General features: G+C 71.0%; 11 protein-coding genes and 1 riboswitch. All 11 genes read right to left on the reverse strand.

Annotated features, from left to right (window positions below; all coding sequences use genetic code 11):
• Window positions 1-38: 38 nt before the first annotated feature.
• Window positions 39-136, reverse strand: a riboswitch (glycine riboswitch).
• 317 nt (window positions 137-453) lie between these two features.
• The 11 genes from LY40_RS05155 to pcaD all read right to left on the reverse strand — a co-directional run bounded on the left by LY40_RS05155 (window position 454) and on the right by pcaD (window position 12,296).
• Complete coding sequence (locus LY40_RS05155) at window positions 454-1,521, reverse strand: NAD(P)-binding domain-containing protein (RefSeq protein WP_258936268.1); 1,068 nt, start codon at window positions 1,519-1,521, stop codon at window positions 454-456.
• A gap of 76 nt (window positions 1,522-1,597) precedes the next feature.
• A complete protein-coding gene (locus LY40_RS05160; protein WP_258936084.1) occupies window positions 1,598-2,437 on the reverse strand; it encodes an SRPBCC family protein in 840 nt (279 codons plus the stop codon).
• A gap of 283 nt (window positions 2,438-2,720) precedes the next feature.
• Window positions 2,721-3,575 carry an FAD binding domain-containing protein gene (locus LY40_RS05165; RefSeq protein WP_258936085.1) on the reverse strand — a complete coding sequence of 285 codons (855 nt, stop codon included), beginning with the start codon at window positions 3,573-3,575 and terminating at the stop codon, window positions 2,721-2,723.
• On the reverse strand, window positions 3,572-6,013 hold the full coding sequence (locus LY40_RS05170) for a xanthine dehydrogenase family protein molybdopterin-binding subunit (RefSeq protein WP_258936086.1): 2,442 nt from the start codon (window positions 6,011-6,013) through the stop codon (window positions 3,572-3,574). Before LY40_RS05170 ends, LY40_RS05165 begins: the two co-directional genes overlap by 4 nt.
• Entirely contained in the window at window positions 6,010-6,543 is a 534-nt protein-coding gene (locus LY40_RS05175; protein ID WP_258936087.1) for a (2Fe-2S)-binding protein, read from the reverse strand. The genes LY40_RS05170 and LY40_RS05175 overlap by 4 nt, the downstream gene beginning before the upstream one ends.
• A 304-nt stretch (window positions 6,544-6,847) precedes the next feature.
• Entirely contained in the window at window positions 6,848-7,972 is a 1,125-nt protein-coding gene (locus LY40_RS05180) for an XdhC family protein (protein WP_258936088.1), read from the reverse strand.
• Window positions 7,965-9,080 carry a vWA domain-containing protein gene (locus tag LY40_RS05185; protein ID WP_258936089.1) on the reverse strand — a complete coding sequence of 372 codons (1,116 nt, stop codon included), beginning with the start codon at window positions 9,078-9,080 and terminating at the stop codon, window positions 7,965-7,967. The genes LY40_RS05180 and LY40_RS05185 overlap by 8 nt, the downstream gene beginning before the upstream one ends.
• A 56-nt stretch (window positions 9,081-9,136) precedes the next feature.
• The gene (locus LY40_RS05190; RefSeq protein ID WP_258936269.1) at window positions 9,137-10,012 is read right to left on the reverse strand and encodes an AAA family ATPase; all 876 of its coding nucleotides are present in this window, start codon (window positions 10,010-10,012) and stop codon (window positions 9,137-9,139) included.
• A 99-nt stretch (window positions 10,013-10,111) separates the two neighbouring features.
• Window positions 10,112-10,681: a nucleotidyltransferase family protein gene (locus LY40_RS05195; protein ID WP_258936090.1), complete on the reverse strand. Its 570-nt coding sequence runs from the start codon at window positions 10,679-10,681 to the stop codon at window positions 10,112-10,114.
• Window positions 10,678-11,502, reverse strand: coding sequence for an IclR family transcriptional regulator domain-containing protein (locus LY40_RS05200; RefSeq protein ID WP_258936091.1), 825 nt, complete (start codon window positions 11,500-11,502; stop codon window positions 10,678-10,680). The genes LY40_RS05195 and LY40_RS05200 overlap by 4 nt, the downstream gene beginning before the upstream one ends.
• A gap of 26 nt (window positions 11,503-11,528) precedes the next feature.
• A complete protein-coding gene (gene pcaD, locus LY40_RS05205; protein ID WP_183787027.1) occupies window positions 11,529-12,296 on the reverse strand; it encodes a 3-oxoadipate enol-lactonase in 768 nt (255 codons plus the stop codon).
• Between the last annotated feature and the right edge of the window lie 46 nt (window positions 12,297-12,342).

Raw genomic sequence — 12,342 nt, forward strand, 5'->3', positions numbered from 1 at the left:
CCTTTCAAGCGCATGACAGGGATACCCGCCACGCTGGGAACTCCCCCTCTGTCATGACACCTGAGAGTTTCACCGTGCGTACACGGCTTTCACCTTGGGTGAGGCTCACCTGAGCCCACTTTCCAGAGTGGCCTCACCATGGCGGTAACGGTACCTGAGAGATTGTGGGGTCTTTGCTCCTTCGGCGCCTCGTGCTACCAGCGCACGAGGTCTCTCCCGCTCATGGTTCGAGCAGCCTCGATCTTCGGTTATCAGGGGGTTAAACGTACGCGTCGGGATTGACCGAGTCCACCCTGTGCGCCTCGGCAGTGACGTATACCGCCACGGCGTCGACCCGCCGAAGGACCTCCGGCTACTCTCGGTATCCGGAGGTCTCTGCGCGCTGCCGCGCCCCGGCACAGCGACGCCGAGTCCACCACCGCCCGGTGCTCGCGGTCTCGACGCCCGCCCTGGTCAGCGCGCGAGTGTGGCGCACAGTCCCCGGACGGCCGCACGACCCGCCCGGCTGGCGCCGACCGTGCTCGCCGACGGACCGTAGCCGACGAGATGCACGCGCGGTTCCGCCACGACCTCCGTTCCGTTCATCCGGATGCCGCCTCCCCGTTCTCGCAGCCCCAGCGGCGCCAGGTGGTCGAGGGCCGCGCGGAACCCGGTGGCCCACAGAATGACGTCGGCACGCTGCTCGGTGCCGTCCGCCCAGACGACGCCGTGCGGGGTGATGCGCTCGAACATCGGCCTGCGGTCGAGAACACCGGCCTCTCTCGCGGCGCGGACCTCCGGCGTCAGCATCAACCCGGTCACGCTGACGACACTGCGCGGCGGCCTGCCCTCCCGAACCCGCGCGTCGACCGCAGCGACGACCTCGCGGCCGTACTCGGGCGTGAACTCCTCGTCGCGGAACACGGGCGGCGTGCGCGTGACCCACGTCGTTTCCGCAGCGATCGGGGCGATCTCCAACAGCTGCTGGACGGCCGAACTGCCCCCGCCGACGACCACGACACGCCGATCCCGGAACTCGTGGGCGCCGGTGTAGTCGGCGGTGTGTAGCTGGCGGCCCGCGAAGGTCTCCCGGCCCGGGTAATACGGCCGGAACGGGCGATCCCATGTGCCGGTCGCGTTGACGATCCCCCTGGCCAGCCACGACTCGGTGGGCGTCTCAACGAGGAAACCGTCCCGGTCGTCGCCGGAATAGCGGACGGTGCGGACATCGGCGGGCCGGTGCACCGGAAGGTCGAAGGTGTGTTCGTAGCGGGCGAAGTACTCGCTGACCACCTCGGACGCAGGCCTGTCCTGGTCGGCCTCGCCCAACGCGAGCCCTGGCAGATCGTGCAATCCGTGCACTCCGCCGAGCCGCAACGACGGCCACCGGTACTGCCAGGCACCGCCCGCTCGTTTGGCGTGGTCGAGGACCACGAATTCGGAGGCCGGTGCGAGCCCGGCGCGGCGGAGGAAATACGCGGCGGACAACCCGGCTTGCCCCGCGCCGATGACGACGACTTCCGCAGTGTGGTCGGCCCGCATGCCCGGTTCAACCACACGCTCGTGCCGCTCATTCCGCAGGCCCGGCCCGGCCGGTAGAGCCGGACCGGGCTCGTACTCAGCTCCCGCCGGTGTCGCCGCCCTGCTTCTTGCCGCACAGCATCCGGATGATCGCGATCACGCCGATCAGCGCGACGAGGCCGCCGATCACCGGGGCGGCACGTTTGGCGACCGATGCGCCCGCGTAGTCGAACAGGTCGATGGCCTCCGCTTCCTGTCCGCCGCCGGGTTTGACCGACTCGAGCTGCGGCTTCTCCGGCTGCGGGGGCGGCGAGGCAGCGGCCGCACCGCTGGCGAGCCCCGGGCCCGTCCCGGCACCCGGAGTGGTGTCCCGGCCCGCCGATTCCGCGGCACCCGACGAACCGCCGGCAGAACCCGCGGCCGTTGACCCCGCTGCTCCCGCCGACGCTGCCGTGCCCGCAGAACCCGCGTCCGCCGAACCCGCGCCCGCCGAGTCCGTGCCCAGTTCGGCCGACAGGTTGCCGGCGAAGCTGTCGAGGATCTTGCCGCCGACCTCGGAGATCATGCCGCGGCCGAACTGCGCGGGCTTGCCGGTCACGTTCAGGTCGGTCGCGACCTCACCCTTCGTGGTCTCACCCTCGGCGGTCAGAGTGACGGTGACCGTCGCCGCTGCCGTCCCCGCGCCGCGAGAGTCCTTGCCCGAGGCCTTGATCGTGATCTGCCGGGACGCCTCGTTCTTGTCGAGAAACTCGCCACTGCCCTTGTAGAGCAGGGAGACCGGGCCCAGCTTGACCTTCACCGTGCCCTTGAACGTGTCGCCCTCGACGGCCGTCAGCGTTGCCCCGGGCATGCACGGTGCCACGCGCTCCGGGTCGATGATCGCCTTCCACACCTCGTCGATGGGTGCCGGGACGGTGAATTCGTGGTCCAGCCGCACGGGCCGACCTCCTTCCTCGATGCCTGCGCTCGGTGGCGCACTCGTCTCGTGCTCCGGCGGCGGTCGGAGCCCGTTCTCCTTCCGGAGGGGTTACCGTCGCCGCCCTGTGTCATGCGGGCCTGTGTCATGCGGGCTTGGTCATGCGGGCCTGTGTCGTGCAGGCTCGGGTCCTGCGGCCCAAGCCGTGCGGACCCGAGCAGTCGGTGCGCCGCTCCCGCCCCGCGGACGTACCGCGAGGGCACCGCGGACAGGCCGCCCGCGGTGCCCTCGTCGGTCACGGCGTTCAGCCCGCCATCGCCGCCTCAACGGCACGTCCCGTAAGCACCTTCGCCAGGTGCTGGCGGTACTCCACGTCGGCGTTGCCGTCGACGGTCGGGCTCGTGCCCTCGGCAGCGTGTTCGGCTGCCGCGCGGATCGTCTCGGCGTCGGCGGACCTGCCCACGAGAGCCTGTTCCACCGCGGTCGCCCGGACCGGGATGGAGGCCATGTTGGTCAGTCCGATCCGCGCCTCGGCGACCGTGCCGCCCTCGGCGCGCACGGTGGCGGCCACTGCGACCATCGACCACGCCTGGGCCACCCGGTTGAACTTCTCGTAGTGCGCCGTCCAGCCCGTGTGCTTCGGCACGCGAACCTCCACGAGGATGTCCTCGGGAGCCAGCGACGTCGTGAAGAAGTCCTGGAAGAACTCGGCGGCCGACACGGTGCGCCGGCCCCCGGTTCCCTGGATGACCATCTCGGCGTCCAGCGCCAGCGCCGGGGCGAGCAGATCACCCGCGGGGTCGGCGTGTGCGAGCGAACCACCGAACGTGCCGCGGTGCCGCACCTGCGGGTCCGCCACCGTGTCCGTGGCCCTGGCCAGCAGCAGCGCATGGTCGTGCACGAGCGGATCACGCTGCACGTCGTAGTGCGTGGTCATCGCACCGATCACGACGGCATCGCCCTCGTCACGCACGCCCTTCAGCTCGCCGATCTTGCCCAGGTCCACGACCGTGGTCGGTGCGGCGAGGCGCATCCGCAGCACGGGCAGCAGACTCTGCCCGCCTGCCAGCACCTTGGCGTCCTCGCCCGCGTCGGCGAGCGCACGCACCGCTTCATCCACAGTGGACGGTGCTACGTAGTCGAACGGAGCGGGGATCACTGCGCACCTCCGTGTGCTGAGTCGATCGAGCCGAGTCCGCCGCCGGCCTCGGCGCCGGGGCCACCTGCTGCCGTGTCACCCTTGTGCACGGCACGCCACACGCGCATCGGACTGAGCGGCATCTCAATGTCGTTGACACCGCGATGCCGCACCGCGTCCACGACCGCGTTGACCACGGCCGGCGTCGAGGCGATGGTGCCCGCCTCACCGACGCCCTTGACGCCGAGCGGATTCGACGTCGCGGCCGTCTCGGTGCGGTCGGTGGTGAACGAAGGCAGGTCCATCGCCGACGGCACCAGGTAATCGGCGAACGTGCCCGAGGTGAGCGTGCCGAACTCGTCGTACACCGCTTCCTCGTACAGCGCCTGGGCGATGCCCTGCGCCAGCCCGCCGTGCATCTGGCCTTCGACGATCAGCGGGTTGATGACCTTGCCGATGTCGTCGACGCAGACGTACGAGCGCAGCCGCACCTGACCGGTCTCGGTGTCGACCTCCGTGGCGCACAGGTGTGTGCCGTGCGGGAACGAGAAGTTCTCGGGGTCGAACACCGCCTCGGAGTCCAGCGTGGGCTCCACGCCGTCCGGCAGGTCGTGTGCCGCGAACACCGCGAGGGCGATGTCCTGGATCGCCGTCGAGGTGTCGGTGCCCCGGACGGTGAACTTGCCGTCGGCGAATTCGAGGTCGTCCTCGGAGGCCTCCATCAGATGCGCGGCGACCTTGCGGGCCTTGGCGATCACCTTCTCCGCGGCCTTGACCACGGCGATACCACCGACGGTCAGCGACCGCGAACCGTAGGTGTCGAGTCCCTTGTGCGAGGACTGCGTGTCGCCGTGCAGGATCTCGATGTCGTCGAATCCCACTCCGAGCTGGTCGGCGACGATCTGGCTCCAGGCCGTCTCGTGGCCCTGACCGTGCGGGGAGGCACCCGTCACCACCTCGACCTTGCCGGTCGGCAGCATGCGGATCGCCGCGTGCTCCCAGCCGCCTGCGCCGTAGTCGAGCGAGCCGAGCACGCGCGACGGCGCGAGGCCGCACATCTCGGTGAACGTCGAGATGCCGATGCCGAGCTGCACCCGGTCGCCCCGGTCGCGACGTTCGGCCTGCTCGCGGCGTAGGCCGTCGTAGTCGAACAGCTGCATCGCCTTCGCGGTGGCGGCCTCGTAGTTGCCCGAGTCGTAGGTCAACGTCGAGACCGTGGTGTACGGGAACTCGTCGTGAGCGATCCAGTTCTTCTCGCGCAGCTGCATCGGGTCCATGCCGAGCTCGGCCGCGAGCTCGTCCATGATCCGCTCGATGGCGAACGTCGCCTCGGGCCGCCCCGCCCCGCGATAGGCGTCGGTCAGGGTGGTGTTGGTGAACACGGTGGTGCAGGAGAAGCGGTACGCCGGGATCTTGTAGATCGCGTTGAACATGAACGCGCCCAGCACCGGAACACCGCCGCCGACGATGCCCAGGTAGGCACCCATGTCGGCCAGCAGGTCCACCTTCAGCCCCGTGATGGTGCCGTCCCGCGAGGCCGAGATCGTGATGTCCTGCATCTGGTCACGGCCGTGGTGGGCGGAGACCATGGTCTCGGAGCGCGACTCGGTCCATTTCACGGGCTTGCCGAGCTTCTGCGCCACGACCACGGCGGCGCATTCCTCCGGCGTCACCGCGAGCTTGCCGCCGAAGCCGCCGCCGACGTCGGGCGCGATCACCCGCACGTGGTGCTCAGGCAGGCCGAGCGTCATGGCCACCATGGTCTTGAGGATGTGCGGCACCTGGGTGGCCGACCACATGGTCAGCTGCGGCGCCGTCGGGTCCACGACCACCGACCGCGGCTCCATGAACGCAGGCACCAGCCGCTGCTGCCGGAATCGCCGCGTCACCACGACGTCCGAGCTGCTGATCGCCTGCTGCACGTCGCCGCCCGAACCGGCCTGGGACGAGTCGAAGATCCACTCCGCGCTCTTGTTCGTGCCCATGTCCTCGTGCACCAGCGGCGCGCCGTCGGCCACCGCGTTGTCGAGGCCCAGCACCACGGGCAGATCCTCGTAGTCGACGTCGATCTCCGCGAGCGCGTCCTCCGCCTCGGCGGCACTGCGCGCGATGACCGCGGCGACCGCCTCACCCGCGAAGTTCACGGTCCCCTGGGCGAGCATCGGCCTGCGCGGGGTCTTCTGGTCCGGGGTGATCGGCCAGGCATTGGGCATGCCGACCTCCCCGCCGGGGTCGAGGTCGTCGCCGGTGTACACGGCGATCACACCCGGCATCTCCTTGGCCGCCGACGTGTCCATGGCGGTGATCCGCGCGTGGGCCGTCGGGCTGCGCAGCAGTGCCATGTGCACCATGCCGGGCAGCGTGATGTTGTCGGTCCAGCGAGTGCGGCCGGTGATGAGGCGCTCGTCCTCCTTCCGGACACGCGCCCGCCCGACCTCGGGCTCGGCCATGGCGGTCATGCGTCACCTCCGACGCCTGTCGTGGTCCGCTCGCCGCCGGCGACCTGCTCGGCCTCCGGGCCGGCGCCCGGCCGCATATGACCGGCCGCATCGCGTACGGCGCGGACGATGTTCTGGTAGCCGGTGCAGCGGCAGAGGTTGCCTTCGAGTCCTTCGCGGACGGCCTCCTCGTCGGGGTTCGGATTGTCGGCCAGCAGATCGATCGACTGCATGATCATGCCGGGCGTGCAGAACCCGCACTGCAGCGCGTGGTTGTCGCGGAAGGCCTGCTGCACCGGGTGGAGCTGCCCGTCGCGGGCGAGCCCTTCCACGGTGGTGACCTCGCCCTCGTCCGCCTGGACGGCCAGCACCGAACAGGACTTCACACTCTGCCCGTTCAGGTGCACCGTGCAGGCGCCGCAGTTACTGGTGTCGCAACCAACCACGGTTCCGGTCTTGCCGAGCTTCTCCCGCAGGTGATGTACGAGCAGGGTTCGTGGTTCGACGTCGTCCGTGTAGCTGGTCCCGTCGACGGTGACGGTGATGCGCATGGGGCCTCCTGTGGTGGCTCGGTCCGCCGGATGTGGACGGGCCGCGTGGAACGGCCGGAACCGACCGCCGCCTACGGTGATCGGCTTCACACTCGAGCCTGCTACGTCTGCGGTCAGTCGACAACCCCGATCATGGGTGCGCGTCCGGGTGATTTCGGCATTCGCGGAGTTCAGCTAGGGAGACCGCATTCCGGTCGCGCCGCTTATCCCCCGATCGGTGGTACGAACGGTCCGTTCACGCCACCGTCGTTGCGCCACACCCCGTAGCCGGACGTGTACCGCCGGCACGCCCGAGCGCGCACCGTCAACGCTGCTGTTCGGCGTGGATGCGGCCGTCGACGTCGGTCAGCCTGCGGCCACCACCGCCCCACTTCAGCGCGATGATCTCCGCGGCGATGGACACCGCGGTCTCCTCCGGCGTCCGCGCACCGAGATCCAATCCGATCGGTGAGGCGAGCCGTTTGAGCTCGGCGTCGGTCAGCCCGGCCTCGCGGAGCCGCGCCAGCCGGTCGTCGTGGGTACGCCGCGACCCCATCGCCCCGACGTAGCCGACGTCGAGCCGCAACGCGACCTCCAGCACCGGCACGTCGAACTTCGGATCGTGTGTGAGCACGGCGACCACGGTGCGGCGGTCGATCCGCCCCGCATCGGCCTCGGCCTTCAAGTACCGGTGCGGCCAGTCGACGACCACCTCGTCGGCCTCGGGGAACCGGGTCGTCGTCGCGAACACCGGGCGCGCGTCGCACACCGTCACCTCGTAGCCGAGATACGCACCCATGCGGGCCATGGCCGCGGCGAAGTCGATCGCACCGAACACCAGCATCCGCGGCGGCGGTTCGAAGGTGTTGACGAACACCGACATCCCCTCGCCGCGCCGCTGCCCGTCCGGTCCGTAGTGCAGGGTGCCGGAGCGACCACCGGCGAGCATGCCGCGGGCGTCGTCGAGCACCGCGTCGTCGATGCGCTCCGAGCCCAGCCCGCCGCGGGCGTCCTCGGGCCACACGAGCATCCGCCTGCCCCGCAGCTCGGCGTCGGGGTGCTCGATCGTGGTCACCAGGGCGACCGGAGTGCCGTCCCGCACCGACGAGACGAGCTCCGGCAGGTCCGGCATGGACTCCCGGTCGATGCGCTCGACGAAGATGTCGATGATGCCGCCGCAGGTGAGACCGACGGCGAACGCGTCGTCGTCGCTGACGCCGTACCGCTGCAGCACCGGGGCGCCGTCGGAGATCACCTGTTGCGCGAGTTCGTAGACGGCTCCTTCGACGCAGCCACCGGACACGCTGCCGACCGCTTCCCCGTCGGCGCCCACCAGCATCGCCGCCCCGGGTGCGCGCGGTGCCGACGAGAAGGTCGCGACGACCGTGCCGACGCCGACCGTCTCCCCCGCCTCCCACCGGCGGTACACCTCGTCCAGCACGTCATGCATCTCGGACCTCCCGCAACAGTCGTTCCAACGTGGCCAGGCTGTGCCCCGCCAGTAACCGGTCCACATGCGGCAGCGCGGCGGCGATGCCGGACTGCACCGGCTCGTACCCGTCGTGGCCTGCGTGCGGATTCACCCACAGCACGGTGTGCGCCAGCCGCCGCAGCCGCGCCATCTGCTCGCCGAGCAGTGCCGTGTCGCCGCGTTCCCAGCCGTCGGAGAACACCACGACCACGGCCCGCCGGGCGAGTCCCCGCTGGCCCCACCGGTCGAGGAACGCCCGGAGGGTCTCGCCGAGCCGGGTACCGCCGGCGAAATCGGCGACGGCCTCCCCTGCGGCGAGCATCGCGCGCTCCGGATCCCGCTGCCGCAGGGCTCGCGAGACCCTGGTGAGCCGCGTGCCGAGGGTGAACGCTTCGACGTCGGCGGGTGAGCTGCGGACGACGACGTGAGCGAACCGCAGCAGCGAGTCCGCGTACGGCTTCATCGAGCCGGACACGTCCACCAGCAGCACGATCCGGCGCGGCCGGGTGCGCCTGCGCGCGTAGACCAGCCGTGCCGGCTCGCCGCCCCCGGCGAGCATCGCGCGGAACGTGCGGCGCGGGTCCAGCTTGCCCCGGTGTGCCGGGCGCAGGCGCGAGGACCATCGCCGCGGCGCGACCGGACGCAATGTCTGGAACAGCTCACGGAGGTGGCGGCGTTCGGCGTCCGACAACTCCCCGAGGTCGCGGTCACGCAGCAGTTCGACATCGCTGGCGGCAACGCTGAGCTGTTCGGACTCCTCGCCGTCGCCGTCACCTTCGCCGTCTCCGGACAGCGGCGCGATGCGAGCCCGCTGCTGCCGGTGCACCGGCAGGCCGCCCGCCTCCGGTTCCCCACCGCCGAACCAGCTCGCGAACGCCTGGTCGTAGCGCGGCAGGTCGTCCGGATCGGCGCACAGCGTCAGCCTGCCCGCCCAGTACAGCTGGGTCGCGTCACCGACGTCGACCCGCTCGACCGCGTCGAGATACGTCCGCACGCGATGCCGGTCGCAGGGCAGTCCCGCCTCACGCAGTGCGGTCGTGAAACCGACCAGACCCGGCAGCGGATCGGTCACGTCCGTTTCGGCCATGGTTCCATCATGCACCGCCGGGGCCGATGGTCCGAGCACGAAGAATCGGCATCGCCTCAGCCGAGGACCGCGTCCAGCCGCGCGCGGACGCGGTCGAGGTCCTCACTGAACTTCAGCACCGCGCCCAGAGTGGAGGCCGCCGAGGCCGCGTCGAGCTCGTCGCGGCCCAGCGCACGCAGTGCGTTGGCCCAGTCGAGTGCCTCCGCGACGCCGGGCGGCTTGAGCAGTTCCATCGTGCGCAGCCGCTGCAACGTCTCGGCGATCTGCTCGGCCAGCCGCTGTCCGATCCCGGGCACGCGTGCCCGGAGGATCGCGATCTCCCGTGACAGGTCGGGGTGCTCGAGCCAGTGGTAAAGGCAGCGGCGTTTGAGGGCGTCGTGCACCTCGCGGGTGCGATTGGAGGTGAGCACCACGAGTGGCGGCTGCTCGGCCCGCACCTCGCCGAACTCGGGGATCGTCACGGTGTTCTCGTCGAGCAGTTGGAGCAGGAACGCCTCGAACTCGTCGTCGGCACGGTCGATCTCGTCGACGAGCAGCACGCACGGCGACGAGCGCAGCGCCGTCAGCAGCGGCCTGGCAAGCAGGAACCGCTCGGTGTACAGCGACTGCTCGGCGTCGTTGACGTTCAGCCTGCCGCCCTCGGCGGCCTCGAGCGCGCGCAGATGCAAAAGCTGCCGGGGGAAATCCCATTCGTACAGCGCCTGCGCGGCGTCGATGCCCTCGTGGCACTGCAACCGCACCAGCGGCAGGCCCAGGCTCTCCGACAGCGCCACGGCGAGCGACGTCTTGCCCGTGCCGGGCTCGCCTTCGCAGAACAGCGGCTTGCCCATGCGCAGGGACAGGAACGCGGCGGTGGCGACCCCGTCGTCGGCGAGGTACCCAATGTCTTCGAGCAGCGCCGCCAGTTTGGCCGGCGACGCCACGTGAGGCACGGACGTCTCGGCCTCGGCAGGCGAGGTGGAGCGGGCTGCGGCGGGTTCGCGTGTCACGTCTTCACCCTAGGCACTGTCAGGGTGCGAGCGGCAACCTTCTTACGGGTCAAGCAGCTCGGGCGTGTCGGCGTCGCGCCCGCCGCCGATGTCCCCGCAGTCGACGAGCTGCACGTCGTCGCGGGCGCGCAGCCAGTCCCGCGCACCCCGGTCGCCCGCCGCCTGCGTGGCGATCTCCGCCCACCAGCGGCGCCCGAACAGCACGGGATGTCCGGGGATCCCGGCGTACGCGGCGCGCGCGACCACGTCCGTGCCGGCGTACCCGCACATCCGCGCGACGACCTCCGCATCGACGTCGGGCAGGTCGACGAGGTGGACGAGCGCCGCCACCGGCGGTGGATCGGCGTCGGCGAGCGCACGCAACCCCGTCCGCAGCGATGCGCCCATGCCCTCGGCCCAGTCGCCGGCAACCACCGCCCGTGCCCCGGCGGGGACCAGCGGGCGGGCCTCGTCGGCGCAGGCACCGAGGACGACGACCACCGGATCGCAGCCGCCCTCGAGCAGGGCGTCGGCGGCACGGGTCACGAGCGCGTGGCCGCGATGCGCCGCGAGGGCCTTGGGCATGCCGAAACGCCTGCCCTCCCCCGCGGCGAGCAGTAACCCGGCGGTCATGCGCGTGGCGGGGCGACGGCGGCCAGGTCGGCTTCGATACGGGCGGCCGCGTCGCGCAACGGCGGCAGCAATTCGGCCCGCATCGCCTCCGGGCTGCGGCGGGAGGCGTGCGTGGACAGATTCACCGCCGCCGCGACCGCGCCGTCGGCACCGTGCACGGGCACCGCGATCGACCGCAGGCCGTCCTCCAGCTCCTGGTCGACGAGCGCGTATCCCGCCTCGCGCACGGAGACGAGCTCGCTGCGCAGTGCCTCGGCCGAACCGGTGGTGCGATCGGTGAACCGGTCGAAACTGGCCGCGGTCAGGTAGGACTCCAACACGTCATCGGACAGCCCGGACAGCAGCACGTGCCCCATCGACGTGGCGTGAGCCGGGAAGCGCGTGCCGACACTGATGGTCACGGCCATGATCCGCGACACCGCCACGCGTGCGACGTACACGATGTCCGTGCCGTCGAGCACCGACATGGAGCTGGATTCACTCACCTCGGCCGACAGCCGTTCCAGGTGGGGCTGTGCCAGCCCGGGCAGCGACAGCGAGGACAGGAACGAGTAGCCGAGTTCGAGGACCTTGGCGGTGAGCGAGAACTGCCGGCCGTCGCTGCGCACGTACCCGAGGTCGACGAGCGTGAGCAGGAACCGGCGCGCGGCGGCGCGGGTCAGGCCCGTGGCCTTCGCGACCTCGCTGAGCGTCAGCTGCGGTGTCGCCGGGCCGAACGCGGTGATGACGGCCAGCCCGCGTTCCAGCGACTGCACGTGGTGCGTGCCCCTGCCCCCGTCGGCCGCGTCCGGCGTGCCGTCGGCACCTGCTGCTCCATCCATAGAGGCCCCAACCTAGCCGGAGCGCCTCACGCCTTCGCGAGGTGCGTGGTGATCAGCTCGGTGAACCGTTCCGGCTGCTCGACGTTACCCAGGTGCGCGGCGTCCGGGACGACCTCGAGCCGCGCGTCCGGAACGGCGTCGGCGATGACCCTGCCGTGACCGTCGGGCGGGGTCGCCGGGTCGTCGGCACCGGCGACCACCAGGGTCGGCACCGGGATCGACGGCAGTCCGTCGAGCAGATCCATGGTGCCGATGGCGTGGCAGCACGCGGCGTACCCGGCCGCGGGCGTCGCGGCGGTCATGTGATGGTACTCGCGGCGAGCCTGCGGATGGGCGGCCAGCCAGCCGGGGGTGAACCACCGTTCGACGCTGCCGTCGGCGATCGCCGTCATACCCTGCTCGCGCGCGACCCGGCCGCGTTCGGCCCACGACTCCGGGGTGCCGAGCTTCGCCGACGTGCAGCACAGCACGAGGCTGCGCAGCCGCTCGGGTGCGTGGATGCCGAGCCACATCCCCGTCATGCCGCCGAGTGACAGTCCGACGAAGTGCGCGCGGTCCACCCCGAGACCGTCGAGCAGTTCGACCACGTCGCCACCGAGATCGGCCATGGTCACGTCCCCGTCCGGGACGCCGGTGCGGCCGTGACCGCGCTGGTCGTACCGGACGACCCGGTAGCCCGCTCGCACCAACGGCTCGACCTGCGGCTGCCACATCGTCAGGTTGGACCCGATCGACCCGGACAGAACCACGACGTCCCCGTCGGCGGGTCCCTCGACCTCGCTGTGCACCTGCATGCGTTCTCCCTCGCTGTCCACTTCGGCCCGGCCCGCTCCCGGAGCG

This window comes from Prauserella salsuginis (assembly GCF_024648885.1).
Taxonomy (GTDB): Bacteria; Actinomycetota; Actinomycetes; order Mycobacteriales; family Pseudonocardiaceae; genus Prauserella; species Prauserella salsuginis.

What these genes read in the sequence shown, in the direction of transcription:
- LY40_RS05155 (WP_258936268.1), bottom strand. Translation starts at nt 1,521, where the DNA reads ATGCGGGCCGACCACACTGCGGAAGTCGTCGTCATCGGCGCGGGGCAA.
- LY40_RS05170 (WP_258936086.1), bottom strand. Translation starts at nt 6,013, where the DNA reads ATGACCGCCATGGCCGAGCCCGAGGTCGGGCGGGCGCGTGTCCGGAAG.
- LY40_RS05175 (WP_258936087.1), bottom strand. Translation starts at nt 6,543, where the DNA reads ATGCGCATCACCGTCACCGTCGACGGGACCAGCTACACGGACGACGTC.
- LY40_RS05180 (WP_258936088.1), bottom strand. Translation starts at nt 7,972, where the DNA reads ATGCATGACGTGCTGGACGAGGTGTACCGCCGGTGGGAGGCGGGGGAG.
- LY40_RS05185 (WP_258936089.1), bottom strand. Translation starts at nt 9,080, where the DNA reads ATGGCCGAAACGGACGTGACCGATCCGCTGCCGGGTCTGGTCGGTTTC.
- LY40_RS05195 (WP_258936090.1), bottom strand. Translation starts at nt 10,681, where the DNA reads ATGACCGCCGGGTTACTGCTCGCCGCGGGGGAGGGCAGGCGTTTCGGC.
- LY40_RS05200 (WP_258936091.1), bottom strand. Translation starts at nt 11,502, where the DNA reads ATGGATGGAGCAGCAGGTGCCGACGGCACGCCGGACGCGGCCGACGGG.
- pcaD (WP_183787027.1), bottom strand. Translation starts at nt 12,296, where the DNA reads ATGCAGGTGCACAGCGAGGTCGAGGGACCCGCCGACGGGGACGTCGTG.